The 25,901-nt window shown below is 55.5% G+C and carries 20 protein-coding genes and 1 pseudogene; 14 read left to right on the top strand and 7 right to left on the bottom strand.

The window, feature by feature from the left end:
- Positions 1 to 275: 275 nt before the first annotated feature.
- Positions 276 to 746, bottom strand: a complete 471-nt coding sequence (gene argR, locus AAHB66_RS21115; RefSeq protein ID WP_032614540.1) for a transcriptional regulator ArgR — start codon at positions 744 to 746, stop codon at positions 276 to 278.
- A gap of 404 nt (positions 747 to 1,150) precedes the next feature.
- Here argR and mdh point away from each other — a divergent pair, with 404 nt between their 5' ends.
- Entirely contained in the window at positions 1,151 to 2,089 is a 939-nt protein-coding gene (mdh, locus tag AAHB66_RS21110) for a malate dehydrogenase (protein ID WP_032614538.1), read from the top strand.
- Between the two features lie 69 nt (positions 2,090 to 2,158).
- Here mdh and degS read toward each other — a convergent pair whose 3' ends face one another.
- The 3 genes from degS to zapG form a co-directional block, all read right to left on the bottom strand.
- On the bottom strand, positions 2,159 to 3,226 hold the full coding sequence (degS, locus tag AAHB66_RS21105) for an outer membrane-stress sensor serine endopeptidase DegS (protein WP_347114418.1): 1,068 nt from the start codon (positions 3,224 to 3,226) through the stop codon (positions 2,159 to 2,161).
- A gap of 88 nt (positions 3,227 to 3,314) precedes the next feature.
- A complete protein-coding gene (gene degQ / locus AAHB66_RS21100) occupies positions 3,315 to 4,682 on the bottom strand; it encodes a serine endoprotease DegQ (protein ID WP_347114417.1) in 1,368 nt (455 codons plus the stop codon).
- 170 nt (positions 4,683 to 4,852) lie between these two features.
- Positions 4,853 to 5,251, bottom strand: a complete 399-nt coding sequence (gene zapG, locus AAHB66_RS21095; protein ID WP_337017543.1) for a Z-ring associated protein ZapG — start codon at positions 5,249 to 5,251, stop codon at positions 4,853 to 4,855.
- Between the two features lie 190 nt (positions 5,252 to 5,441).
- On the opposite strand from zapG, the gene zapE reads away from it, so the two are divergent.
- The 11 genes from zapE to AAHB66_RS21040 all read left to right on the top strand — a co-directional run bounded on the left by zapE (position 5,442) and on the right by AAHB66_RS21040 (position 14,866).
- Positions 5,442 to 6,566 (top strand): cell division protein ZapE, encoded by a 1,125-nt coding sequence (gene zapE / locus AAHB66_RS21090; protein WP_347114416.1) that lies wholly within the window; start codon positions 5,442 to 5,444, stop codon positions 6,564 to 6,566.
- A gap of 338 nt (positions 6,567 to 6,904) precedes the next feature.
- Positions 6,905 to 7,333 carry a 50S ribosomal protein L13 gene (gene rplM, locus AAHB66_RS21085; protein WP_024551131.1) on the top strand — a complete coding sequence of 143 codons (429 nt, stop codon included), beginning with the start codon at positions 6,905 to 6,907 and terminating at the stop codon, positions 7,331 to 7,333.
- Between the two features lie 15 nt (positions 7,334 to 7,348).
- Positions 7,349 to 7,741, top strand: a complete 393-nt coding sequence (gene rpsI / locus AAHB66_RS21080; RefSeq protein WP_003025138.1) for a 30S ribosomal protein S9 — start codon at positions 7,349 to 7,351, stop codon at positions 7,739 to 7,741.
- A gap of 312 nt (positions 7,742 to 8,053) precedes the next feature.
- Complete coding sequence (sspA, locus tag AAHB66_RS21075) at positions 8,054 to 8,692, top strand: stringent starvation protein SspA (protein ID WP_059307097.1); 639 nt, start codon at positions 8,054 to 8,056, stop codon at positions 8,690 to 8,692.
- 5 nt (positions 8,693 to 8,697) lie between these two features.
- Positions 8,698 to 9,189 (top strand): ClpXP protease specificity-enhancing factor, encoded by a 492-nt coding sequence (gene sspB / locus AAHB66_RS21070; RefSeq protein ID WP_347116538.1) that lies wholly within the window; start codon positions 8,698 to 8,700, stop codon positions 9,187 to 9,189.
- A 484-nt stretch (positions 9,190 to 9,673) separates the two neighbouring features.
- Positions 9,674 to 10,387: a DUF1120 domain-containing protein gene (locus tag AAHB66_RS21065; protein WP_347114415.1), complete on the top strand. Its 714-nt coding sequence runs from the start codon at positions 9,674 to 9,676 to the stop codon at positions 10,385 to 10,387.
- A 182-nt stretch (positions 10,388 to 10,569) separates the two neighbouring features.
- The gene (locus AAHB66_RS21060) at positions 10,570 to 11,241 is read left to right on the top strand and encodes a fimbria/pilus chaperone family protein (RefSeq protein WP_347114414.1); all 672 of its coding nucleotides are present in this window, start codon (positions 10,570 to 10,572) and stop codon (positions 11,239 to 11,241) included.
- Positions 11,242 to 11,447: 206 nt separating this feature from the next.
- The gene (locus tag AAHB66_RS21055; protein ID WP_347114413.1) at positions 11,448 to 12,890 is read left to right on the top strand and encodes a fimbria/pilus outer membrane usher protein; all 1,443 of its coding nucleotides are present in this window, start codon (positions 11,448 to 11,450) and stop codon (positions 12,888 to 12,890) included.
- On the top strand, positions 12,790 to 13,641 hold the full coding sequence (locus tag AAHB66_RS21050) for a fimbria/pilus outer membrane usher protein (protein ID WP_347116536.1): 852 nt from the start codon (positions 12,790 to 12,792) through the stop codon (positions 13,639 to 13,641). Before AAHB66_RS21055 ends, AAHB66_RS21050 begins: the two co-directional genes overlap by 101 nt.
- Positions 13,632 to 14,168: a hypothetical protein gene (locus AAHB66_RS21045; RefSeq protein WP_347114412.1), complete on the top strand. Its 537-nt coding sequence runs from the start codon at positions 13,632 to 13,634 to the stop codon at positions 14,166 to 14,168. Before AAHB66_RS21050 ends, AAHB66_RS21045 begins: the two co-directional genes overlap by 10 nt.
- Positions 14,165 to 14,866: a DUF1120 domain-containing protein gene (locus tag AAHB66_RS21040; RefSeq protein ID WP_347114411.1), complete on the top strand. Its 702-nt coding sequence runs from the start codon at positions 14,165 to 14,167 to the stop codon at positions 14,864 to 14,866. Before AAHB66_RS21045 ends, AAHB66_RS21040 begins: the two co-directional genes overlap by 4 nt.
- A 60-nt stretch (positions 14,867 to 14,926) precedes the next feature.
- On the opposite strand, the gene AAHB66_RS21035 is transcribed toward AAHB66_RS21040, so the two are convergent.
- A complete protein-coding gene (locus AAHB66_RS21035) occupies positions 14,927 to 16,345 on the bottom strand; it encodes a glutamate synthase small subunit (RefSeq protein WP_347114410.1) in 1,419 nt (472 codons plus the stop codon).
- 9 nt (positions 16,346 to 16,354) lie between these two features.
- Positions 16,355 to 20,815, bottom strand: coding sequence for a glutamate synthase large subunit (gene gltB / locus AAHB66_RS21030; RefSeq protein ID WP_347114409.1), 4,461 nt, complete (start codon positions 20,813 to 20,815; stop codon positions 16,355 to 16,357).
- Between the two features lie 683 nt (positions 20,816 to 21,498).
- On the opposite strand from gltB, the gene AAHB66_RS21025 reads away from it, so the two are divergent.
- Positions 21,499 to 22,464 (top strand): TIGR01212 family radical SAM protein, encoded by a 966-nt coding sequence (locus tag AAHB66_RS21025; RefSeq protein WP_347116535.1) that lies wholly within the window; start codon positions 21,499 to 21,501, stop codon positions 22,462 to 22,464.
- 4 nt (positions 22,465 to 22,468) lie between these two features.
- Here the strand turns inward: AAHB66_RS21025 and AAHB66_RS21020 are convergent, their stop codons facing one another.
- On the bottom strand, positions 22,469 to 23,971 hold the full coding sequence (locus AAHB66_RS21020; RefSeq protein ID WP_347114408.1) for a helicase HerA-like C-terminal domain-containing protein: 1,503 nt from the start codon (positions 23,969 to 23,971) through the stop codon (positions 22,469 to 22,471).
- A gap of 137 nt (positions 23,972 to 24,108) precedes the next feature.
- Here AAHB66_RS21020 and AAHB66_RS21015 point away from each other — a divergent pair.
- Positions 24,109 to 25,747, top strand: a pseudogene (locus AAHB66_RS21015) (dihydroxyacetone kinase subunit DhaK).
- The last annotated feature ends 154 nt before the right edge of the window (positions 25,748 to 25,901 follow it).

Below are 25,901 nucleotides of genomic sequence, written 5' to 3'. Positions count from 1 at the left end.
TTGTTTCTCGTGAAATTACGTATTAAGCAGAGATGGTTTTATAACTGAAGGGAATAAAAAAGCCGGGGGTAAACGCAAAATAGTCGATTATTTTTATTAAAATCATAAGGATAGGACAATTTGATTATTCGTGCGATCGTGGGGCGAATCATCCACTGCATGAATGAATTGAAGCGGAAAAACGCACTATTTGTTAAATCACAGATAACAGAATGTAAGGCAAAACGAGGCAGGAACCGAAGATTCCCCGCTGCGGGACGCAGCAGGGAAGGAGATCAGAGTTCCTGTTCGAACAGAACCAGAATGGCTTCGTAGAGGTCTTTCACCGAAAAACCATTGGCCGGGGTCGTGAAGATTGTATCGTCACCGGCGATGGTGCCGAGAATACCTTCTGCTTTCCCGAGCGAGTCGAGCAGACGCGCAATCAGCTGGGCTGCGCCCGGGCTGGTGTGGATCACCACCACGGCATCGTTATAGTCGATATCCAGCACCAGATTCTTCAGCGGGCTCGAGGTTGTCGGTACGCCCAGCTCAGCTGGCAGACAGTAGACCATCTCCATTTTGGCGTTGCGGGTACGCACTGCGCCAAACTTGGTTAACATGCGGGAGACTTTCGACTGGTTGATATTTTCGAAGCCTTCTTCCTGTAAGGCCTGAACGATCTCACCCTGAGAACTAAACTTTTCTTCTTTAAGCAGCGCTTTGAACGCCTTAACCAATTCTTCTTGTTTAGAAGAGATTCGCATAAATCACCCGAAATATAGCGGTAGAAACAACATTATTATGCACATGGATGAATTTTTATGCAAAGTATCTGCCCAATCTTAGGCTGAAATAATGTTATGAAAGGGAGTGATTTTATCAAAATTCGTTATCGAGGAACATGCCTGCGTCACGCCTCGCAAATAAGCTTAAAAGTAAATTAAATGTTATCAAATTGATGTTGTTTTGGTGGCTGGCGAGGGTGTATTGTAACCCCCTCTTGATTCGTTGCTTAGTTATCGCATAACGCCCGATAGCCTTCCGGCAGAAGCGAAAAGCGCGTGACCGCTAATTCTCAAAGCATGAAGATTGTAATTATTGATCTGCTGAATTATGGTCGCCGCGACGGAGTAACAGAAAGTTAGCTCACCATAATAAGGAGTTTAGGATGAAAGTCGCAGTCCTCGGCGCTGCTGGCGGTATCGGCCAGGCGCTTGCCCTACTACTGAAAACTCAGCTGCCTGCAGGCTCAGAACTCTCTCTGTACGACATCGCCCCGGTAACCCCTGGTGTGGCGGTTGACCTGAGCCACATCCCGACGGCTGTCAAAATCAAAGGCTTCTCCGGTGAAGATGCGCGCCCGGCGCTCGAAGGCGCAGACGTTGTGCTGATCTCCGCAGGCGTGGCGCGTAAGCCTGGCATGGATCGTTCTGACCTGTTCAACGTGAATGCCGGTATCGTTAAGAACCTGATTCAGCAGGTCGCGACAACCTGTCCGAAAGCCTGCATCGGTATCATCACTAACCCGGTTAACACCACTGTTGCTATCGCAGCAGAAGTGCTGAAAAAAGCGGGCGTGTATGACAAGAACAAACTGTTCGGCGTGACCACGCTGGACATCATCCGCTCCAACACCTTTGTGGCGGAACTGAAAGGTAAGCAGCCAACCGAGCTGGAAGTTCCGGTTATCGGTGGCCACTCTGGCGTGACCATTCTGCCACTGCTGTCCCAGATCCCTGGCGTGAGCTTCACCGAGCAGGAAGTGGCTGACCTGACCAAACGCATCCAGAACGCCGGCACCGAAGTGGTGGAAGCGAAGGCGGGTGGCGGATCTGCAACCCTCTCTATGGGTCAGGCTGCAGCACGTTTCGGTCTGTCTCTGGTGCGCGCTCTGCAGGGCGAGCAAGGCGTGGTGGAATGCGCGTACGTTGAAGGCGACGGCGAGCATGCACGCTTCTTCTCTCAGCCGCTGCTGCTGGGTAAAAACGGTATTGAAGAGCGTAAATCTATCGGCACCCTGAGCGCGTTCGAGCAGCAGGCGATGGCCGGCATGCTGGACACGCTGAAGAACGATATCGTCCTGGGCGAAGAGTTCGTTAACAAGTAAGCGACTCACTTCCCGTCAGGGCAATAAAAAACCGGAGCCAATGCTCCGGTTTTTTTATCTCTGCTGAACTCAGTTGGTGGCCGGGTATTCCTGAATGGTCACCTGCAGCGTCAGTTTCTTATCATCGCGCATCACTTCCACCGGAATGATCGAGCCAGGTCTGATCTCAGCCACCTGATCCATGGTCTCGAGAGCCGATATAGCCGGTTTACCGTTCACCGAAACGATAACGTCGTTAACCTTCATGCCTGCTTCCGCCGCCGGACCGCTAGGGGTCACTTCGTTCACCACAATGCCCTGGATCTGGTCGATGCCGCCACCCTGGGTATGCAGCGGCGCAATCTCACGCCCGCCAATACCAATGTAGCCGCGGATCACCCGACCGTCGCGAATGAGCTTATCCATAATCTTGTTCGCCAGCTGGAACGGGATGGCGAAGCCGATGCCTTCGGGCGTTTCCCCGTCGTTGCTCTTGTCAAACGAGAGGGTATTGATGCCCATCAGTTCGCCCAGCGAGTTCACCAGCGCGCCGCCAGAGTTACCGTGGTTGATGGAGGCGTCCGTCTGCAGGAAGTTCTGCCGCCCGGAAGGGTTCAGGCCGATTCGACCCGTCGCGCTGATAATCCCCTGGGTAATGGTCTGCCCGAGGTTATAGGGGTTACCGATCGCCAGCACCACGTCGCCGATATGCGGGGTACGTTTACGGTTAATAGGAATAACCGGCAGACCACCGGTGGCGGTGATTTTGAGGACCGCCAGATCCGTAAGGCTGTCGGATCCAACCAGCAGGGCTTCAAAGACGCGGCCATCCTGCAGCGCAACGATGATCTGATCGGCATCGTTGATCACATGTTTGTTGGTAATGATGTAGCCGCGCTCATCCATGATCACCCCGGAGCCGAGGGTGCGGATCTCCAGCTGATTATGGCTGGTGCTGTTCAGCCCACGGTTATAGACGTTAACCACCGCAGGGGCGGCGCGGCGTACTGCCTGATTGTAGCTGGCAGGTGTTTCATCTGCGCTGTCAAACTGCGGCGCAGCCAGCTGATTAAACTGACGTAAAGAGGGCATCGCGGCCAGTAAAAGGCCACCTACAACCAGGCCGATGGCGACCGAACGAATGAGCTTTAAAACCATGATACGGGCGTCGTTAAGGGAAGATCGCAAGCAGCATAGCATGACTTATCCGGACATCACACGTGGTGATGTCCGGACGCGTACAGGCTTAACGCAGCAGAATATAGAGCGTGTCGTTGCCGCGCACGATCTGCAGGGCAATAACGGTGGGTTTGCCTTCCAGCACTTTGCGCATTTCGGCGATGGACAGCACGCGGACGCGGTTCACTCCGATGATCACGTCATTCTCATGCAGACCGGCCTGTGCGGCAGGGCTGCTCTTCTCGACGCTGTCGAGGGTGATGCCTTTGGTGCCGTCTTTCAGCTGACCGTCGCTTAATGTCGCCCCCTGCAGCGCCGGGGCAATCATCTCTGCGCTGGCCGATGATGAGGTGCTTTTATCCAGCGTGACCTGCAGATCCAGCGGTTTGCCGTCACGTAAAATTCCGAGCTTAACCGTGGCGCCTGGCTCCGTGGTGGCGATGCGCGAGCGCAGTTCGGCAAAGCTGCTTAACGGTTTATCATTCAGGCTGACGATCACGTCTCCGGATTTGACGCCTGCTTTTGCCGAGCCGGAGTTCGGCAGCACTTCGCTGACGAAGGCGCCGCGCTGAACGTTCAGGTTGAACGCTTTAGCAATATCCGCGCTCATTTCGGTGCCCTTAATGCCCAGCAGCCCGCGCTTCACTTCGCCGAAATCAATCAGCTGCTGCGCCAGCGTGCGGGCCATGTTGCTGGGAATAGCAAAACCAATCCCCACGCTGCCGCCGCCGGGCGCCAGAATAGCGGTGTTAATGCCGATCAGCTCCCCGTTCAGGTTCAGCAGCGCGCCGCCGGAGTTACCGCGGTTAATGGAGGCATCGGTCTGGATAAAGTTCTCCAGCCCTTCGAGGTTCAGACCACTGCGACCCAGCGCGGAAATGATGCCGGAGGTGGCCGTCTGGCCCAGACCGAAGGGGTTACCTACCGCGACGGCAAAATCCCCGACGCGCAGCTTGTCGGAATCGGCGATGGCGATTTGCGTCAGGCCGGTTGGATTCTGCAGCTGCAGGAGGGCGATATCACTCTGATCGTCCCCGCCAATCAGTTTGGCCTCAAACTCCCGGCCATCGTTCATCTGGACGCTGATTTTATCGGCATGGCTGATGACGTGGTTGTTGGTCAGGACATAGCCTTTCGCGGCATCTATTACCACGCCGGAGCCCAGCCCCTCAAAGGGTTGGGCCTGCTGGTCAGGGGCATCATCACCAAAATACTTTTTCAGCTCTTCCGGAATGCGCTGGCTCTGCACCGCAGTGCCTTCAACCTGCACGCTTACCACCGCGGGCAGGACTTTTTCCAGCATCGGGGCAAGGCTCGGAAGTGCCGCCTGGCCCGGGACCTGCGAAGGGATTGCGGCCGCCGTCGGCCAGGATGCCGACAGCGATAATCCGATACTCAATGCTAACGCGCTCAACAGCTGATTTTTTTTGTTCATTTATGCTGGCTCTCGCAACCTGGAATGAAGGAATAACGGCCCTGAAACAGTCTGATGTTATTGAATTTTAAAACGCTGAACAATGAGGTGTTTGACTAAATAATAGCTGGGGTCAGGAAGAAAGGACGGGCGCAATGGCTGCGCCCGTAAAATTTATTTGCGATGTGCGATTAATCGCGCTTTGCGCCACCGCGCAGCAGGCCGGATGCACCTTCGGAGTAGTCACGCGGCATCTGTACCGGCGCCTGATCGTTGCTGGCTTCAGACTCCGCCAGACGGTTGCGGAACGGATTGTTCTCTGCGCTCATCTCCGGCAGCAGGTTGCTGGAGCTTTTCGCCATGTGCTGATAAAGCTTGCGGTAATCATGGGCCATGTTGTCCAGCAGCTCGGCGCTCTGGGCAAAGTGGTTTACCAGCTCTTCGCGATACTCATCCAGTTCAGCTTTGTTCTTTTCCAGTTCGTACTGCAACGCCTGTTGCTGGCGCAATTTGCGATTTCCAAAACGCATGGCCACGGCGCCAATAGCGATGCCGACGACTAAACCAATTAGCGCATATTCCCAGGTCATGAACTTCTCCCGTTGTCTTGTGGTTCCGTAGGGTGTTGGCTCGGCTTCATGCCTGTGCCTGATTATGCCACTATAACCGCTATTTCCTTAGAAGTGGAATCCCACCGCATCATCGCGTACTGTAGAACGGCCTTTTTTTCGCCAACTGAGCAGGCTGGCGGGTATTAATTGAAGGAATAACAATAAGATCATGCAAAGCCTTTCCCCGACATCGCATTACCAACGGGCCCTGAACGAGGGCTCCCACCAACCAGATGATGTACAGCGTGAAGCAGTAAGGCGTCTGGACAGCATATGGCAGCAGTTGACCACCCAGCCGACCGAAGCCGCCCCTGCGGGAGGACTCAAGGCCGCGTTTGGACGACTGCTGGGCAAGAAAGCGCCGCGGAGCGTCACGGCGGTACGCGGCTTATATATGTGGGGCGGGGTAGGGCGCGGTAAAACCTGGCTGATGGATCTGTTTTATCAGAGCCTGCCGGGAACGCGTAAGCAGCGCCTGCATTTTCACCGGTTTATGCTGCGGGTACATGAAGAGCTGACGGCCCTGCAGGGGCATAGCGACCCGCTTGATATCGTTGCCGAGCGTTTCAAAGCTGAAACCGACGTGCTGTGCTTCGATGAGTTTTTTGTCTCCGATATTACCGACGCCATGCTGCTGGGCGGGCTGATGAAAGCGCTGTTTGCCCGCGGCATTACGCTTGTAGCGACCTCTAACATCCCACCCGATGAGCTGTACCGTAACGGGCTGCAACGCGCCCGCTTCCTGCCCGCTATTGATGCGATAAAAGCGCATTGCGACATCATGAACGTCGATGCCGGCGTCGACTACCGCCTGCGGACCCTGACCCAGGCCCATCTGTGGATCTCGCCGTTAAACGATGACACGCAACAGCAGATGGACAAGCTGTGGCTGGCGCTGGCAGGGGCAAAACGTGATAATGCCGCCGTACTGGAGGTGAACCATCGCCCGCTGCAAACGCTGGGCGTCGTCAATCAAACCCTCGCCGTGTCGTTTGCCACCCTGTGTGTCGATGCCCGCAGCCAGCACGACTATATAGCGCTCTCGCGCCTGTTCCATACGGTGATGCTGTTCGATGTGCCGGTAATGACCACGCTGATGGAGAGCGAAGCCCGACGCTTTATCGCGCTGGTCGATGAGTTTTACGAACGCCACGTCAAGCTGGTGGTGAGCGCCGCCGTCCCTTTATATGAAATCTATCAGGGAGAACGGCTGAAGTTTGAGTTCCAGCGCTGCCTGTCGCGCCTGCAGGAGATGCAAAGCGAAGAGTACCTGAAGCGCGAGCACATGCCTTAATAATAGCTACCCTCTCCCCGTGGGAGAGGGGCCGGGGGTGAGGGCACCAGACCGCACAGTTCCCCGTGGGAGAGGGGCTGGGGGTGAGGGCACCAGACCGCACTGTCTTCACCCCGGAAAAACCCGTCTCAAATCACAATTAGGGGTCGACCTTTACCCCTGACTTCTCTATAATCTTGCGACCCCACGTTACAAGAAGGTTTTTTTCCCAAAACTTTCTCTGCGCCGGCATAGGCTATTCGAAGGGGTAGGTTTGCTGGACAATGTCGTGTGAACCTCAACTACTAAACGTTTGGGTGTTCACCAACGTGTAACTTATTTATTTGGGTAAGCTTTTAATGAAAACTTTTACAGCTAAACCAGAAACCGTAAAACGCGACTGGTATGTTGTTGACGCGACCGGTAAAACACTGGGCCGTCTGGCTACCGAACTGGCTCGTCGCCTGCGCGGTAAGCACAAAGCGGAATACACTCCGCACGTAGATACCGGTGATTACATCATCGTTCTGAACGCTGACAAAGTTGCTGTAACCGGCAACAAGCGTACTGACAAAGTGTACTATCACCACACCGGCCACATCGGCGGTATCAAACAAGCGACCTTTGAAGAGATGATTGCCCGCCGTCCTGAGCGTGTGATTGAAATCGCGGTTAAAGGCATGCTGCCAAAAGGCCCGCTGGGTCGTGCTATGTACCGTAAACTGAAAGTTTACGCAGGTAACGAGCACAACCACGCGGCACAGCAACCGCAAGTTCTTGACATCTAATCGGGATTATAGGCAATGGCTGAAAATCAATACTACGGCACTGGTCGCCGCAAAAGCTCCGCCGCTCGCGTGTTCATCAAACCGGGCAGTGGTAAAATCGTAATCAACCAACGTTCTCTGGAACAGTACTTCGGTCGTGAAACTGCCCGCATGGTAGTTCGTCAGCCGCTGGAACTGGTCGACATGGTTGAGAAACTGGATCTGTACATCACTGTTAAAGGTGGTGGTATCTCTGGTCAGGCTGGTGCGATCCGTCACGGTATCACCCGCGCTCTGATGGAGTACGACGAGTCCCTGCGTGGCGAACTGCGTAAAGCAGGCTTCGTTACTCGTGACGCTCGTCAGGTTGAACGTAAGAAAGTCGGTCTGCGTAAAGCGCGTCGTCGTCCACAGTTCTCCAAACGTTAATTGGTTTCTGCTTCGGCAGAGTACAATTGGCGAAAAACCCGCTTCGGCGGGTTTTTTTATGGGTAACGTCCGGGTTATCCACATACAGACGTCCTTTCTGACCTCTTTTTCCGCATTTCCAGAATCCCCTCACCACAAAGGCCGCAAAATCTGGTAAACTATCATCCACTTTTCTGTCCAAATAACGGTGAATGCTCGATTTTTGTTCTCTTTTTGAACAAGAGGAGAAATTCTCAGGGATGGACAACAAAACATCTGGCTAGCCTGTATGGCTGGTAGCAGTAAAAATTCTGAATATACCTGGAGGTTTTCATGGCTGTCGCTGCCAACAAACGTTCGGTAATGACGCTGTTTTCTGGTCCTACTGACATTTATAGCCATCAGGTTCGTATCGTGCTGGCCGAGAAGGGTGTCAGTTTTGAGATCGAGCATGTGGAAAAGGATAACCCGCCTCAGGATCTTATCGATCTCAATCCAAGCCAGAGCGTACCAACGCTGGTGGATCGTGAGCTGACCCTGTGGGAATCCCGTATCATTATGGAATACCTGGATGAGCGTTTCCCGCATCCGCCACTGATGCCGGTCTATCCGGTTGCCCGTGGTGAAAGCCGCCTGTACATGCAGCGTATCGAGAAAGACTGGTATACGCTGATGAACGTTATTGTGAACGGTTCCTCCTCAGAAGCCGATGCTGCGCGTAAACAGCTGCGTGAAGAGCTGCTGGCGATTGCACCGGTGTTCGGTCAGCGCCCGTTCTTCCTGAGCGACGAGTTCAGCCTGGTCGATTGCTACCTGGCTCCGCTGCTGTGGCGTCTGCCGATTCTGGGCGTCGAGTTTAGCGGCCCGGGTGCGAAAGAGCTCAAAGGTTACATGACGCGTGTCTTCGAACGCGACTCTTTCCTGGCTTCACTGACAGAAGCTGAACGTGAAATGCGTCTCGGCCGGGGTTAATGATTGTGGAAATGTCACAGCTATCTCCACGCCGTCCGTATCTGCTGCGCGCATTCTATGAATGGCTGCTGGATAACCAGCTCACGCCGCACCTGGTAGTGGATGTGACGTTACCTGACGTGCAAGTACCGATGGAGTATGCGCGCGACGGGCAGATCGTACTGAATATTGCGCCGCGTGCGGTAGGTAACCTGGAACTGGCGAATGACGAAGTGCGCTTCAATGCCCGCTTCGGCGGGGTTCCTCGTCAGGTTTCTGTGCCGCTGGCTGCCGTACTGGCTATCTATGCCCGTGAAAACGGCGCTGGTACCATGTTTGAGCCGGAAGCGGCTTATGATGAAGACGTGTCCAGCCTCAATGATGAAAACGGTGCGACTGAAAGCGAAAGCGAGCCAGTCATGTCGATCATCGACGGTGATAAACCGGATCACGATGACGATCCTGACGATACCCCACCTCCGCGTGGCGGCCGTCCGGCACTGCGCGTTGTGAAATAATAAAAGGGGCCTCTGGCCCTTTTTTTACGTCGAATGATAACTTGATTCAATAATTAAAAAAACTACACATATTTTTTTAAAATGAATCATATTAATCACATATTAAATATTAATTAATGTTCAACCTCGACTCATTATAGTCACTAATTAATTTGAATTTGTGTTGGATTAATGCATTAGCACTGTAATTATTTTTTTCGGATTATATTAACGTTTTTGATTGCGGATATGATCCAAAAAACGCTGTTAAACAATGTATTACGTCATCATCATTGTCTGTTATATGGCAAAGAATAAAATATATTAGCTTATGTTAATAGAAGATGTAGCGAACTTAAATGATAGTCGTAAGGTTATCCTGTAGTCTTGTCGTCACTATTTCTTACAAATAGTCGGTGAATGTATTATTCACTGTGAAGTGCCTCATTCTGTAGGGATATAACCAACCGAATTCACTGTTGGTGGATGAAATTAAGGAAAGAAAATGACTGCATTTAAGAAAACACTGTCTACGCTGAGTGTCTGTGCTGCGCTGTTCGTTGCCGCTCAGGCAAATGCTGCAAATGAATCAACATTAAAAGTGACCGGTTCAATTGTTCCAGCGGCTTGTACTCCAACGTTGAGCAACAGTGGCGAAGTATCCTTCGGTACTATTGCCGCTTCTGTTATCAAAAGCCCGGCTGAAGGCAATGGCCTCGTCCAACTGGGTGCTAAAGACATCACCTTCTCGATCTCCTGTGAAGCGGAGGCCGCTGTTGGTTTCAAAATGATCGATAACCGCACCAGCTCTGCTGTCGCCCTGTCTGCATCCAATTATATTGTCTCTCCAGTTTCTGGTGGTGCATCAGCCGCGCAAACTTACTTCGGTTTTGGCCTGGGTCTGGCGTCAAATAACGCGAAGATTGGCGCCTATTCCGTAACCCTGGATGGTGCAAATACCACTGCTGACGGTGCCGCTGCGAGCCTGGTTTACTCTGATGATGAAGGCAAAAGCTGGCGTACAAATACCGCTGTTTATCAGGTAGCTGATAGCGCGCGTATTACTACTGTCGCAAAAACCGGTAGTTCCCAACCTCAGCTGTTTGAAGAGGCCTCCTTCGCGCTTAAAATCTCTGCAGGCGTACAGCCAAGCTCTGTGCTGGGCTCTGACGAAATCACTCTGGATGGCAATGCAACCCTGAGCCTCGTCTACCTCTAAGATATGATAATGCGTGCGGCGAAGGGCATATAACGAATAAATAATGCCGCATTGCATTTTTAAATATTCTTTTTAATACAGACCGTATTAAACCTGCGGCAGTTAATACGTCGGGTGACGGTCTGTTTTTATCTCCGGGAATTAACTGTCTCATTTCATTATTAAACTTACTTGAGAATATTATGAAACGTAGCGTTATTTTCTCACTACTCTTTATTTCTGCAGGTGCGTGCGCTACCGGCATGGTGCCCGAAACGTCCGTATTACTGGTAGATGCCAATAAAGGCGAAGCCAGTATGAATGTCACCAATACGGATCCGAAACCTGCCCTGCTTTACACCAATATTGTCGATCTCCCCGAAAGCAATAAATCGGTTCACCTGATCGTCTCCCAGCCTGTTGTAAGGGTAGAAGCGGGTGCTGTGCAGCGTATGCGCTTCATGCTGCAAATGGATAAACCGCTAACGCAGCAAGAGTTAAAACGGGTCACCTTCGAGGGCATTCCGCCGAAAGAGAGAGGCAAGGAGAGACTGGCTGTCACCATTCGTCAGGATCTACCGGTAATTATTCATCCTGCCGGACTCGCAGAAGATAATACGCCGTGGAAACATCTGGAGTGGCGTAAACAGGGTAATTCCCTGGTAATCAACAATCCGTCAAATTACGTGGTGCGGATGACGACAGGATTCACCTCATTGCCGTCGGGTAAGCAAGGAAAGCTGCCAAAGACCTATTTATTACCGCATTCCAGCATGACGGTGACCTTAACAAATAAGGCGGACACAAAAGTCGAATTTTATCCAGCCAGCCGTTATGGATATAAAGGTGAACGCTATATAGCGCCATTGCAGTAAATTGTTCAGGGAATACACGGATGTTTAAAAGAACGCTGCTTGTCTGCGCAGTCAGTTTGTTGTGCTCTAAACAGGGATATGCCTCTGATTCAGAAACCGGGGCCGTTGAGTTTGACAGTGAAACATTAAAATCATTAGGCATTAACCCTGACGTCTCCACTTATTTCGCAAATAAAGCCCGATTCAGGCCTGGCCCGACACCGGTGATGCTAAAAGTGAACGGACTGGAGAAGGGAAATATCGTTGCTCATTTCAATCAGAACGGTGAACTCTGTTTCGACAAGGCCTTAATGGAGCAGGCGAATATTCGCATTCCTGGCGACTATCAGGACGGGTGTTACCCCTATCTTCAGGCGCATCCTGAAGCTCTGATTAATACCTTACCGGGTCAGGAGCTAGTGGAATTAATCGTGCCGCCTGATGAAATAAATCGCTATGGTCTGTCCCCGGCGGGTTTCGCGATGGACGGCTCGGGCGCCCTGCTGAATTACTCGGCAATGTCTTCCCGCAGTGAATTCAGCGGCGGCAGTAACACCTATTCGCAGTTGCAGCTTGATGGTGGGGTGAATATCGCGAGCTGGTTACTCCGTAGCCATCAGCTGTTAAGCCATTCAGCAGGGCAGTTTAACAGCGAAAACAATCAGACTTATTTACAGCACACTTTCGTTAATTTGCGCAGCACTGCCAAAGTGGGTGAAGTGAATATTAATAACCCTCTGCTGGAAGGTACGGGGCTGTACGGCGTTTCATTGTCACCCGAAGGCGCTCTGGCCTCTCCGGAAGGGCAGGTCAGGGTCAGCGGGATCGCCAATACGCCACAGGCGCGCGTAGAAGTTCGCCAGCAGGGGATCTTGGTCTATTCGACGCTGGTGCCGGTGGGGCCTTTTACCCTGACCGATGTCGAGCTGCGCAACTACACCAGCGATCTCAACGTCACCGTAGTCGAGACCGACGGCAGCCAGCATAGTTTTGTCATTCCGGCCAGCCTCTATCTGCAGAGGATGGGCAACCCTGCCGGGCTGTTTTTATCCATTGGCCGCATCAGCGACGATTACGATGACAAGCCGATGGTGCTCAGCGTGTCTAATGGCTGGCGGTTGCTTCCCGGGAGTAATGTCACGGCGGCGATGATCGTCTCTCAGGATTTTCAGGCCGCCGGGCTGGGCATTGATACTTCGCCGTCTCCGTTGTCGATACTAAGTTTTAAGGCCAATCAGTCCTGGGATCGTGAAAACGCGCGTCAGGGCCAGCGTTATCGCGTGGAAACTTCTATCGCGTTGTCGCTGGGTGTGAGCGTTACGGCATCCTCGACCTATTATTCGCCGGGCTATCGGGAGTTTTCGGAGTTTGTCGATAAAGGTTTTACCGCCACAAAGCAGCATGAATATTCTGTCGGGCTCCAGTGGCAAAGCCCTGGGATGGGCACCTTCAGCAGCAGCTTCTATGAAACGAAAAACCGCCACCACCAGGGGAAATCACGTTTCATTACTGCAGGGTGGGGGGGGCAGTTTCCTCTCAGCGTATGTCTCTGCGAACTGGCAGCATCAGCTGAACGACGACAGCGGAGACGGGAAGAAAGACGACCTGTTTTACCTGAATGTCAGCATCCCGTTAGGAAAAGCCAGTCTGAACACCTATGCGCGTCGTGAGGGAGAGAGTTCCCGCTATGGCACCACCTTAGCGGGCAACCTCTCGGAAAATAACGCCTATACGCTGGGCACTGAGGTAGGACAGTCGTCGCAGGATAAGAGCGTCAGCGCAGGCTTGAACAGCAATCTGCACTACTCGCAGCTGATGCTGAATGGCAACGTGGCCGGAGATCATCGACGTAACTATTCCGGCATCCTGCAGGGCGGCATCGTCGGCCATGCCAACGGCGTCACCTTCTCGCCGTTGCCGGTACGTGACACCTTCGGGGTGGTCTCGCTGGATCAGCCCGTTTCCGGGGTCAAAATCGATACTCCGCAGGGACCGGTATGGACAGACTTCCGCGGCTATGCGGTGCTGCCTTCCCTGAACGCCTGGCAGAATTCCCGCGTTGAGGTCAACACGGAAACCCTGCCGAAAAACATGGACATCGGCAACGGTACCCGGGTGTTAAATCAGGGACGTGGTTCGGTAGGGAAAGTACAGTTTACGGCAATCACCCAGCGTCGCGTTCTGCTGGAGGTGAGTACGAAAGAGGGTAAAAAGCTGCCGAAAAACATCGCTATTACCGACGATCGCGGCACCTATCTCACCACCTCGGTCGATGAAGGCGTGGTATTCCTGGATAACGCCAGCGCCCGTCAGACGCTGGTGGCGCAAACGGAGCCCGACAACTGCCGCATTACGCTGACGCTACCTGACCAGGCGCAAGCCGGGGTCTTCTATGAAACGGCAAAGGGAGTATGCCAGTGAGAATTTTCCTGCTGATGGGGGCGCTGCTTGCGGTGCCCGTCCAGAGTTGGGCCGACTGCCAGATTATCGCCAGTCAGCAAAAGATCGCCTACAGCCGCTTAAGTGCCGCCGAGCGGCAACAGGCGGGCGGGCAACCAGTTACGCTACCGGAAAAGCAGATCCAGATTCAGGTGGTCTGTAGCGAGCCGCAGCGCATCCGCCTGTTTGTGGGCAGTAATTTACCGCAAAATGGCACATTTTCGTTGGGCAGCGAAGGCGAAATGCAGGTCACCGCGACAAATGCGTATGTCGATGACCAGTCTGTGCGCCTTGCTCCGGTTCAGTTGAATGACGCACTTCCCCGTACCGGCGGTAGTGCAAAACTCGACGTCGCGCTGAATCAAGGGCTGGCGTTTGTTCATGGCGAAGAGATACGGGGCAAAACCGCCTCGGTCTCTCTTCTGGTAGCATCCACGATAAAGCCGGGATCCATCACCGACAGAACGACCTGGCGTGGCAACCTGAACATTAAACTGGATGTGCAATGATGCGACGAATTTACTTGCTTCTGGCGGCCTTAACGACCGCCTCTGTATCGGCAAATGATACCGTCGATGTCGATTTTGAGCTGACAGCAGATGCTGCTGCCTGCGTACCCGTTCTGAGCAATAACGGTATTGCTGATTTTGGCTCCCGCAACGCCGGCAGTTTATCTCCTGACGCTTTTAACCAGTTAGGGACGCGGGAGCTGACCTTAGCCATTACCTGCGAATCCTCTACGGCCCTGGCTATCACCTCGCGGGATACCCGTTCGTCATCGGTAAGGATTGGGGAAGATACCGAGCGTGCAGTCGGCCCGCACTTCAGTACCAATGGCGGCCTGAATGTGGCGTATGCCTCAAGGCTATTTGGTCTGGGCGTGACCGCTGAGAACAAGCCTATCGGCAGCTATGCGATCCTGATTAACGCTGACAGCATCGTTGCGCTGGATGGTAGTCAGAACGTCAACGTAGATATGGCCGGTTCGGAAAGCAAAAGCGGCCCCTGGACGAGGCTCGATCACTACCTGTTGCCGGCAACCGAAAGCTATTTTTATACCTTCGTGAAGAAAGGAACGCTGGTGCCACAGGCGGTGAGTTCCGTGAGTGTACCGCTGCAGGTAAGCGTTGCCGTGGCAAACAAACTCGGGAGCAGTCAGAGGATCTCGTTAGACGGTGAGGCGGTGATCAGTATTGTCTATCTGTAATGGCGGAAGGCAGGCATAAAACACGGCCCGGCGGGAGCGGATCCCACCGGGCCGTATTGTTTAGACTTCGAGGAAGTTCATGATGCCGTCTGCCGCTTTACGGCCTTCGGCAATGGCGGTCACCACCAGGTCAGAACCGCGAACGATATCGCCACCGGCGAAGATTTTCGGGTTGCTGGTCTGGAACGCGTTGTCGCTGCCTTCCGGGGCGATGATACGGCCCTGAGAGTCCAGCTCGACGCTGTGTTTCGCCAGCCACTCCATGCTGTGCGGACGGAAACCAAACGCCATCACCACCGCATCAGCCGGGATCACATACTCGGAACCGGCAACGATCTCCGCCCGACGACGGCCTTTGGCATCCGGTGCGCCCATTTCGGTACGCGCCATCTTCACACCGCTGACCTTGCCGTTGGCATTCACTTCAATACCCAGAGGCTGGATGTTGAACTGGAACTCAACGCCCTCTTCACGCGCGTTTTTGACTTCGCGTTTTGAGCCCGGCATGTTCTCTTCGTCACGACGATAGGCACAGATCACGTGCGCCGCATTCTGACGAATGGAGGTACGCACGCAGTCCATCGCGGTATCACCGCCGCCCAGCACCACCACGCGTTTGCCTTCCATGCTGACGTATGGCTCAGCGGCGGTTTCGCCGTAACCCATCATCTGCTTGGTGTTGGCAATCAGGAACGGCAGGGCATCGAATACGCCGTTGGCATCTTCGTTTTCCAGCCCACCGCGCATCGACTGATAGGTGCCGACGCCCAGGAACACGGCATCGTAATCTTTCAGCAGATCGTCGAGCTGCACGTCACGGCCCACTTCGGTATTGAGTTTGAACTCAATCCCCATGCCGGTGAAGATTTCACGGCGGCGGGTCATCACTTCTTTCTCCAGCTTGAAGGCCGGGATGCCGAAGGTCAGCAGACCGCCGATTTCCGGATGGCGGTCAAATACCACCGCCTTCACGCCGTTACGGGTCAGCACGTCGGCACAGGCCAGGCCTGCCGGACCGGCACCGATGATCGCCACGCGTTTGTCGGTCTGACGCACGCCGGTCATATCCGGACGCCAGCCCATCTCGAAGGCTTTATCATTGATATAGCGTTCGATGTTACCGATGGTCACCGCACCGAACTCGTCGTTCAGGGTGCAGGAGCCTTCACAAAGACGGTCCTGAGGACACACGCGACCGCACACTTCCGGCAGGGTGTTGGTCTGGTGAGACAGCTCGGCGGCCTCGAAAATACGCCCTTCGTTAGCCAGCTTCAGCCAGTTCGGGATGTAGTTATGGACCGGGCATTTCCACTCGCAGTACGGGTTGCCGCAGGACAGGCAGCGGTCTGCCTGTGCTTTGGCCTGGCCTTCGGAAAACGGCTCGTAGATCTCAACAAATTCAATTTTACGGATCTTCAGCGGCTTCTTCGGCGGATCCACACGCTGCAGGTCGATAAACTGGTAAACATTCTGGCTCATCTGAATTCCTTACTGCGCCTGCACACGCAGCTCTGCTGCGCTACGACTACGGTGACCCAACAGGGCTTTAACATCGCTGGACTTCGGTTTAACCAGCGCGAATTTCGCAGAGAACGCCGGCCAGTTCGCCAGGATCTCTTCGCCGCGCACGGAACCGGTATGGTGCACATGCTCGGTGATCAGACCACGCAGGTGCTCCTCGTGGATCGCCAGGCTTTCAACATCCAGCACTTCCACCAGCTCCGGGTTCACGCGTTTACGGAAGTCACCGCTTTCGTCCAGAACATAGGCGAAACCACCGGTCATACCAGCCCCGAAGTTGACGCCGGTTTTGCCCAGCACGCAGACAATCCCGCCGGTCATGTATTCACAGCCGTTATCGCCGATACCTTCCACCACGGTGATGGCACCGGAGTTACGTACCGCGAAACGCTCACCTGCACGACCTGCGGCAAACAGACGACCCCCGGTGGCACCGTACAGACAGGTGTTACCGATGATGCTGGCATCGCAGCTGCGGAAGGCTGAGCCGACCGGAGGACGCACCGCCAGCAGACCACCCGCCATGCCTTTACCGACGTAGTCGTTAGCATCGCCGGTCAGGTACAGCTCAACGCCACCGGCGTTCCACACGCCGAAGCTCTGACCCGCAGTGCCGCTAAAGTGCGCGGTAATCGGATCGGCAGCCAGACCCTGGTCGCCGTGCGTCTGCGCAATGTAGCCCGAGAGCGTTGCGCCGACGGAACGGTCGGTGTTGCGAATATCAAACCAGAAGGTTTTGCTTTGCTTGTCATCCACATACGGCTTCGCCTGTTGCAACAGCTGGGCGTTCAGCACGCCATTGTCGAACGGCGGGTTATTCTCGGTGCAGTACACCGCTTTGCCCGGATGCGGTTCAGCCGTTTCCAGCAGACGGGACAGCTTCAGGTTCTGCTGCTTAGCCGTAAACCCTTCCAGCTCTTTCAGCAGGTCGGTACGGCCAATCAGATCCACCAGACGCGTCACGCCCAGCTGCGCCATCAGCTCGCGGGTTTCGCGGGCGATGAAGTCAAAGTAGTTGGTCACTTTGAACGGCAGGCCGTGGTAGTGATTCTTACGCAGCTTCTCGTCCTGGGTTGCAACACCGGTTGCGCAGTTGTTCAGGTGACAAATACGCAGGTATTTACAGCCCAGCGCCACCATCGGGCCGGTACCGAAACCGAAGCTTTCTGCACCGAGGATCGCCGCTTTGATGATGTCGAGGCCGGTTTTCAGGCCACCATCCACCTGCAGACGGATCTTGTGACGCAGACCATTTGCCACCAGCGCCTGCTGGGTTTCCACCAGGCCCAGCTCCCACGGACAGCCCGCGTATTTCACCGAGGAGAGCGGACTCGCCCCGGTACCGCCGTCGTAACCGGCGATGGTGATCAGATCCGCATAGGCTTTCGCCACGCCGGTGGCAATAGTGCCCACGCCCGGCTCGGAAACCAGCTTCACGGAGATCATCGCTTTCGGGTTGACCTGTTTCAGGTCGAAAATCAGCTGCGCTAAGTCCTCGATAGAGTAGATATCGTGGTGCGGCGGCGGGGAGATCAGCGTCACGCCCGGCACCGAGTAGCGCAGTTTGGCGATGTACGGGGTCACTTTGTCACCCGGTAACTGACCGCCTTCGCCAGGTTTTGCACCCTGAGCGACTTTAATCTGAATCACGTCGGCGTTAACCAGGTACGCCGGGGTCACACCGAAGCGGCCGGAAGCAACCTGCTTGATGCGCGACACTTTGTTGGTGCCGTAGCGCGCCGGATCTTCACCGCCTTCGCCGGAGTTGGAGTTCCCGCCGATGCTGTTCATCGCTTCTGCCAGCGCCTCGTGGGCTTCCGGGCTCAGCGCGCCGATAGACATCGCTGCGGTATCGAAGCGTTTGAACAGTTCACTCGCCGGTTCAACATCATTGATGCTGACGGCAGTATCGCCCGGGTTCACTGCCAGCAGATCGCGCAGCGTGGCCGCCGGACGGTTGTTCACCAGCTCGGCATACTGCTGATAATCGCTGTACTCGCCGCTCTGGACGGCCTGTTGCAGGGTGCGCACCACGTCCGGGTTATAGGCATGGTATTCGCCGCCGTGCACATACTTCAGCTGTCCGCCCTGATCCAGCGGCTTAAGAGCCAGCCAGGCGCGTTTGGAGAGGTTCAGCAGATCCTGCTGGAAGTCGCTAAAGCCCGCTCCGCCGATACGGCTGATCACGCCCTGGAAGCACAGGTCGGCAACATCGTCATGCAGACCGACAGCTTCGAACAGCTTCGAGCAGCGGTAAGAGGCGATGGTCGAGATGCCCATCTTGGACATGATCTTGTACAGGCCTTTGTTGATGCCGTTACGGTAGTTCAGCATCACGGTACGGTAATCTTTGTCGATGGCCTGGCCGTCGACCAGTTTGGCCAGCGTTTCGTAGGCCAGGTACGGGTAGATCGCCGTTGCACCGAAGCCCAGCAGCACCGCGAAGTGGTGCGGGTCACGCGCGCTTGCGGTTTCTACAATGATGTTGGCGTCGCAGCGCAGGCTCTTATCGACCAGACGGGTCTGGATAGCACCGACGGCCATTGGCGCCGGAACCGGCAGGCGGTTTTTCGCAATGTTGCGGTCGGACAGCACCAGCAGCACGGTACCGTTACGTACCATCTGTTCCGCTTTATCACACAGCGCATTCACCGTCTCTTCGAGGGTCGTTTCGGTCACGTCGAAGGTAATATCGAGCGTGTCGGCGCGGTAGTGCTCCTCTTGCATGGTGGTGAGCTGTTTAAAATCGGAGTACAGCAGGATCGGCGACTTAAAGGTCAGACGGTGCGCCTGGCCTTCGGCTTCGCAGAAGACGTTCATCTCGCGACCGATGCTGGTGGCCAGCGACATTACGTGTGCTTCACGCAGCGGATCGATCGGCGGGTTGGTCACCTGCGCGAACTGCTGACGGAAGTAATCGTAAATGATACGTGGCTGGCTGGAGAGCACGGCAAACGGGGTGTCATCACCCATGGAGCCGACCGCTTCCTGGCCGTTTTCACCCAGCACGCGGATAACGGAGTCCAGCTCTTCCGCGCTGTAGTTAAACTGTTTCTGATAGCTGGCGAGAGTATCGTCATCCAGCTCGCGGCTGCCCACGTCCTGATCCGGCAGATCTTCAAACGGCACCAGACGGCGGACGTTTTTCTCCATCCACTCTTTGTACGGATGACGGCTTTTCAGATCGTTATCGGTTTCTGCAGAGTGCAGGATGCGACCGCCGCGGGTGTCGATCACCATCAGCTCGCCAGGCCCTACGCGGCCTTTTTCGACCACTTCGTCAGGCTGGTAATCCCAGATCCCCACTTCTGAGGCGCAGGTGATCAGCTTGTCTTTGGTGATGACGTAGCGCGCCGGGCGCAGGCCGTTACGGTCGAGGTTACAGGCCGCAAAGCGCCCGTCGGACATCACGATACCGGCCGGACCATCCCACGGCTCCATGTGCATGGAGTTGAAGTCGAAGAAGGAACGCAGCTCAGGATCCATATCCGGGTTGTTCTGCCAGGCTGGCGGAACCAGCAGGCGCATGGCGCGGACGATATCCATACCACCGGCCAGCAGCAGCTCCAGCATGTTATCCATTGAGCTGGAGTCAGAGCCGGTTTCGTTGACGAACGGCGCTGCATCGTGCAGATCCGGGATCAGCGGGGTCTGGAATTTATAGGTACGGGCGCGTGCCCACTGGCGGTTACCGGTGATGGTGTTGATTTCGCCGTTGTGTGCCAGATAGCGGAACGGCTGAGCCAGCGGCCAGCGAGGTACGGTGTTGGTGGAGAAGCGCTGGTGGAACAGGCAAATGGCCGATTCCAGACGCAGATCCGCCAGGTCCAGGTAGAAGCGCGGCAGGTCAGCCGGCATACACAGACCTTTATAGATGTTCACCAGGTTCGAGAGGCTACAGACGTAGAACTCTTTATCGTCCTGGAGACGTTTTTCAATGCGGCGACGGGCGATAAACAGGCGGCGTTCCATATCACGTGGACGCCAGCCCGCAGGCGCGTTGACAAAGATTTGCTCGATACGAGGCAGCGAGGAGAGGGCGATTTCACCGAGTACCCCTTCGTTGGTGGGCACATCGCGCCAGCCGACGATAGACAGGGTTTCGCGTTGAAGTTCTTCTTCGACGATGCGGCGTGAAACGGCTGCTTTTTCCGCGTCCTGATTCAGGAACAGCATCCCAACAGCGTAGTTTTTGGCTAAACGCCAGCCGCGCTCTTCCGCCACGATGCGAAAGAAACGATCCGGTTTTTGCAGCAGCAGACCGCAACCGTCGCCGGTTTTACCATCCGCGAGGATAGCGCCACGGTGCTGCATACGGGCCAGTGCGTGTATAGCGGTACGCACTACCTTGTGGCTAGGTTCGCCTTCTATGTGGGCGATCAGGCCGAAACCACAGTTATCCTTCTCAAGGGATTTATCGTACAACATATCAGTGAACCTCCCCAGGCTCTTCGGGACTTCTCTCTGGACCGTGGCGCACAGGCACAGCAAGAGCGCGGCGACGGGGTTTGCGTTTCATACGCGTACCTCGCATTCGCCCTCTTAATATCCTTTTCGCACAGGTCAAACAAGTTTGAGGACTTGCTTCAGAGGGAATCTCAACTACTGCATAAATATGATGAGCAGGCTGCTCATCCAGAAAGCTTCCAGCGGATTTCCAACTTATCGGGAATCCGTACACAGGTCAAATGGCAATCTTATTTATACAAAAATGTGCTAAAGGAAGGTTATCAATCTGATTTTATTGATGATTTAACGCGTTTCACATCCCTGTAACCTTGCTGTGGGCTTTAGGGGAGTGTGATCTGACTCACTATATGAAAGCGGTATTATCGCTGTAGCATGCTGAATAGTGCGATTTAAGCAGGATTTAATGCCGCTACCGAAGGAAAGCCCGCATGATGTCACTGTTTTTCAGCGCAGACGATATAAATGAAAAAATCCTGCAGAACATAAGGAAAAGTAATTAAAGGGGCGATGAATGAAATTGCAATTATCCTGGGTAATTATGCAAAGGATAAAAGCACGCCGGGACGATTGATCCAGGTCATCGCCGTCGGAGGTTAAAAATGGCAGGCTTGTCCCCTTTCTACGGGGCGGTCTATCAGATTATGCAGTTACAGAAATTAGTCAATATGTTTGGTGGGGATCTTTCACGCCGCTACGGGCAAAAGGTTCATAAGCTGTCGCTGCACGGGGGATTTAGCTGCCCGAATCGCGACGGCACTATCGGGCGCGGCGGTTGTACCTTCTGTAATGTGGCCTCGTTTGCCGACGAAGCGCAGCAGCATCAGTCTATCGCGGCGCAGCTTGCCCACCAGTCGACGCTGGTGAACCGGGCGAAACAGTATCTGGCCTATTTTCAGGCCTATACCAGCACATGGGCGGAAGTCCAGGTGCTGCGTTCGATGTATCAACAGGCGGTGAGCCAGGCAAATATCGTCGGGCTTTGCGTCGGGACACGGCCTGACTGCGTGCCGGAGGCGGTGCTCGATCTGCTCAGCGAATACAAAGAGCAGGGGTATGAGATCTGGCTGGAGCTGGGATTGCAGACCGCGCACGATAAAACCCTGCACCGTATTAACCGCGGCCACGATTTTGCCTGCTATCAGCGTACCACCCGGCTGGCGCGCGAACGCGGGCTGAAGGTTTGCACCCATCTGATTGTCGGCCTGCCGGGGGAAGGGCAAGCCCATGCGCTGGAAACCCTGCATAAGGTGGTGGAAACCGGCGTCGACGGCATCAAGCTGCACCCGCTGCATATTGTTACGGGCAGCATTATGGCTAAAGCCTGGGAGGCCGGGCGACTGAACGGCATTGAACTGGACGAATATGTAGTGACGGCCGGAGAGATGATCCGCCACACGCCGCCGGAGGTGGTGTATCACCGCATCTCCGCCAGCGCCCGCCGTCCAACGCTGCTGGCACCGCTGTGGTGCGAGAACCGCTGGACGGGGATGGTGGAACTGGACCGCTACCTGAACGAGCATGGGGTTCAGGGCTCGGCGCTGGGACGGGCATGGGAAATGCCTGTTCCCCTCACCCCGGCCCTCTCCCCAGAGGGGCGAGGGGGGTAAAAATTTACCTTCGGCGTCCGCCTAACAGGCTGCCCAGTACACCGCGTACAATCTGATTCGTCACCTGACGCGCCGCGCTTTTCGCCATGGTTTGCACCACCCCGTCGCGTTTACCGCCGCGGGGACCGGTGCTGCCAAACAGAATGTCTTTTAACCCGCCGAGGATCCCGTCATCGACCGCAACGGACTGGCCCTTCGCGGCGGGTGCCTCCTGCTGCGCTGTACTGGTTTGTATCCCTTTTTGCAGCATCTCAAAGGCAGACTCTCTGTCCACCTGATCTTCGTATTTGCCGTAGACCGGCGAATGGTTGATTAGCCCGTTACGCTCATCGTCACTGACGGGCCCCATCCGGGAGTTGGGGGCGATAACCATCGCGCGCTCCACCATTGACGGGCTGCCTTTGGCATCGAGAAAAGAGATCAGCGCTTCGCCGGTGCCCAGCGCCTGGATAGCCGCTTCGGTATCAAAGGACGGGTTGGCGCGCATGGTCTGCGCTGCGGCTTTCACCGCCTTCTGATCTTTGGGCGTAAAGGCGCGCAGGGCGTGCTGGACGCGATTGCCCAACTGGCCCAGCACGTTGTCGGGAATATCGGCCGGGTTCTGCGAAACAAAATAAACACCCACCCCTTTGGAGCGGATCAGGCGGATCACCTGCTCGATCTTATCCAGCAGCACCTGTGGCGCATCGCTGAACAGCAGATGGGCTTCGTCAAAGAAGAAGACCAGCTTCGGTTTTTCCAGATCGCCCGCTTCCGGCAGTTGCTCAAAGAGGTCGGAGAGCATCCAGAGCAGGCTGGCCGCGTAGAGCTTCGGCATCTGATAGAGCTTTTCCGCACTGAGGATGTTGATGATGCCTTTACCGTTGCTGTCGGTGCGCATCCAGTCTTTGATATCCAGCATAGGTTCACCAAAGAAGTGTTCGGCACCCTGTTGTTCCAGCGTCAGCAATCCGCGCTGGATAGCGCCGACGGAGGCGCTGCTGATATTGCCATACTGATTCTGGAAAGATTTGGCGTTATCCCCGATGTATTGGGTAATGGCCCGCAGATCTTTGAAGTCGAGCAGCAGCAGGCCCTGATCGTCGGCAATGCGGAAGATGATGTTCAGCACGCCAGACTGCACCTCGTTCAGATCGAGCAAACGCGCCAGCAGCAGCGGGCCGAGATCGGACACGGTGGCCCGCACCGGATGGCCTTTCTCACCGAAAATGTCCCAGACCACCACCGGATTGCTGTCGGGTTGCCAGTCGGTGACGCCGATATTTTTCAACCGCTCAAGAAGCTTTTCCGAGCCGACGCCCTCCCGGGCAACGCCGCTGAGATCGCCTTTCACGTCGGCCATAAATACCGGCACGCCGATACTCGAAAATGACTCGGCCAGCTTTTGCAGCGTCACCGTTTTACCCGTGCCGGTGGCGCCGGTAATCAGGCCATGACGGTTTGCCATTGCGGGCAGGAGATAAAGTTCGTTATCCAGCGTCCGGGCAATCAGCAGGGGTGTACTCATGATCGGCTTCCTCGTTCAGTCCTGCGTGGAGTATAGGCAACCTGACGGTAAAAAGAGCGGGTCAATTTCTGACTTTGCGGCGCATTACGCATCGCGGACTATGCTTTTACACAGGGTTAACAACATATTGGAAAGCTATGTCCAGATTCTTCTTTAACGACCGCAAACAGCTGGTTAATGACGCCATTGAAGGTATGCTCATCTCCGTCCCGCACGGCAATCTCGTCAAACTGGATAGCGATCCGGCTATCCGCGTAGTGGTACGCGCCGACTGGGATAAAAGCCGCGTGGCGGTGATTTCCGGCGGTGGATCCGGCCACGAACCGGCACATGCGGGGTTTGTCGGTAAAGGGATGTTGACCGCTGCCGTCTGTGGCGATCTGTTTGCTTCACCGAGCGTAGAAGCGGTGCTGAACGCCATCGTGGCGGTGACGGGCGATCGTGGCTGCCTGCTGATCGTCAAAAACTACACCGGGGATCGTCTCAACTTTGGCCTCGCGGCGGAAAAAGCCAAGCGCCTCGGGCTCAAAGTGGAGATGGTGATTGTGGCCGATGATATCGCCCTCCCGGATAACAAACAGCCGCGCGGCATCGCCGGAACCGCGCTGGTGCATAAAATTGCCGGGCATGCCGCCGAACAGGGGAAATCGCTAAGCGACGTACGGGACATGGCCCGTCAGGCCTGCGATAACCTCTGGAGCCTGGGCGTGGCGATGCAGACCTGCAACCTGCCGGGCAGCGACGATGAGGAAGGGCGCATCAGGAAAGGCCACGTTGAGCTGGGGCTGGGGATCCACGGTGAGCCTGGGGCCTCGGTGGTCGATACGCAAAACAGCAGGGCGATTATCGAGACGCTGGTGAAACCCTTGCAGGCGCAGGCAGGAGTTGGGCGGCTGGCCGTGCTGATCAATAACCTCGGCGGCGTCTCGGCGCTGGAGATGGCGCTGCTGACCAAAGAGCTGGCCCATTCGGCCCTGAAAAATCAGATCGCGTATTTGATTGGCCCGGCGCCGCTGGTCAGCTCGCTGGACATGAAAGGGTTTTCGTTATCCCTGCTGAAGCTGAACCCGACTTTTGAGGAGGCGCTTAACGCACCGGTGGAGACCCTGGGCTGGCAAAAGCCGGTGACCTTTGCGCCGCTGCGCACGCTGACGCACACGCCGCTGCATGACAGCGTGGAGTTTACCCCGTCGGCAAACGCGAAGGTCGGGGAGTACCTCGCCGCGGCTACGGGCTGCTTAATCGCCCTGGAGAATCGCCTTAACGCCCTGGATGCGAAAGTAGGGGACGGCGATACGGGATCGACCTTTGCGCAAGGCGCGCGGGACATTGCGCAATGGCTGGAAGAGGGGCGCCTGCCGCTGAACGATCTGCCGCAGCTGTTACTGGTAGTGGGTGAGCGACTGGCGACGGTGATGGGGGGGATCGAGCGGGGTGTTGATGTCGATCTTCTTTACCGCCGCCGGGCAGGCGCTGCGTAGCGGCAAACCCGTGCCCGATGCCTTGCTGACCGGACTTGCGCAAATGAAGCATTATGGCGGGGCCGACCGCGGGGATCGTACCTTGATCGATGCGCTCCAGCCCGCGCTGGAAGCGTTGCAGACAGGGGATATTCAGGCTGCCGCCAGGGCGGCGCAGCAGGGAGCAGATGCCACGGCAAGCATGAGCAAAGCCGGCGCGGGGCGCTCGTCGTATGTGAATAAAGAGAATCTTGACGGGGTAGCCGATCCCGGTGCGGTAGCGGTGGCCGAGGTGTTTGCTGCGTTAGTGCGGTAGGTGGAAAACGCCGGGTGGCGTGGTAAATGCAAAACGGTAACAACCGTTACCGTTTTTAATGTTTGCGCCCTCTCCCGGTGGGAGAGGGACGGGGTGAGGGCATCAGACCGCACCGTCCCGTAGGCCCGGTAAGCGCAGCGCCACCGGGCAACAA

Source organism: Leclercia sp. S52 (assembly GCF_039727615.1).
In the GTDB taxonomy this organism is placed as follows: Bacteria; Pseudomonadota; Gammaproteobacteria; order Enterobacterales; family Enterobacteriaceae; genus Enterobacter; species Enterobacter adecarboxylatus_B.
The sequence above is the reverse complement of the archived record's forward strand: the minus strand, read 5'-3'. Positions and strand labels throughout refer to the sequence as shown.

What these genes read in the sequence shown, in the direction of transcription:
- argR (WP_032614540.1), bottom strand. Translation starts at nt 746, where the DNA reads ATGCGAATCTCTTCTAAACAAGAAGAATTGGTTAAGGCGTTCAAAGCG.
- mdh (WP_032614538.1), top strand. Translation starts at nt 1,151, where the DNA reads ATGAAAGTCGCAGTCCTCGGCGCTGCTGGCGGTATCGGCCAGGCGCTT.
- degS (WP_347114418.1), bottom strand. Translation starts at nt 3,226, where the DNA reads ATGGTTTTAAAGCTCATTCGTTCGGTCGCCATCGGCCTGGTTGTAGGT.
- degQ (WP_347114417.1), bottom strand. Translation starts at nt 4,682, where the DNA reads ATGAACAAAAAAAATCAGCTGTTGAGCGCGTTAGCATTGAGTATCGGA.
- zapG (WP_337017543.1), bottom strand. Translation starts at nt 5,251, where the DNA reads ATGACCTGGGAATATGCGCTAATTGGTTTAGTCGTCGGCATCGCTATT.
- zapE (WP_347114416.1), top strand. Translation starts at nt 5,442, where the DNA reads ATGCAAAGCCTTTCCCCGACATCGCATTACCAACGGGCCCTGAACGAG.
- rplM (WP_024551131.1), top strand. Translation starts at nt 6,905, where the DNA reads ATGAAAACTTTTACAGCTAAACCAGAAACCGTAAAACGCGACTGGTAT.
- rpsI (WP_003025138.1), top strand. Translation starts at nt 7,349, where the DNA reads ATGGCTGAAAATCAATACTACGGCACTGGTCGCCGCAAAAGCTCCGCC.
- sspA (WP_059307097.1), top strand. Translation starts at nt 8,054, where the DNA reads ATGGCTGTCGCTGCCAACAAACGTTCGGTAATGACGCTGTTTTCTGGT.
- AAHB66_RS21065 (WP_347114415.1), top strand. Translation starts at nt 9,674, where the DNA reads ATGACTGCATTTAAGAAAACACTGTCTACGCTGAGTGTCTGTGCTGCG.
- AAHB66_RS21060 (WP_347114414.1), top strand. Translation starts at nt 10,570, where the DNA reads ATGAAACGTAGCGTTATTTTCTCACTACTCTTTATTTCTGCAGGTGCG.
- AAHB66_RS21055 (WP_347114413.1), top strand. Translation starts at nt 11,448, where the DNA reads ATGCTAAAAGTGAACGGACTGGAGAAGGGAAATATCGTTGCTCATTTC.
- AAHB66_RS21045 (WP_347114412.1), top strand. Translation starts at nt 13,632, where the DNA reads ATGCCAGTGAGAATTTTCCTGCTGATGGGGGCGCTGCTTGCGGTGCCC.
- AAHB66_RS21040 (WP_347114411.1), top strand. Translation starts at nt 14,165, where the DNA reads ATGATGCGACGAATTTACTTGCTTCTGGCGGCCTTAACGACCGCCTCT.
- AAHB66_RS21035 (WP_347114410.1), bottom strand. Translation starts at nt 16,345, where the DNA reads ATGAGCCAGAATGTTTACCAGTTTATCGACCTGCAGCGTGTGGATCCG.
- gltB (WP_347114409.1), bottom strand. Translation starts at nt 20,815, where the DNA reads ATGTTGTACGATAAATCCCTTGAGAAGGATAACTGTGGTTTCGGCCTG.
- AAHB66_RS21025 (WP_347116535.1), top strand. Translation starts at nt 21,499, where the DNA reads ATGCAGTTACAGAAATTAGTCAATATGTTTGGTGGGGATCTTTCACGC.
- AAHB66_RS21020 (WP_347114408.1), bottom strand. Translation starts at nt 23,971, where the DNA reads ATGAGTACACCCCTGCTGATTGCCCGGACGCTGGATAACGAACTTTAT.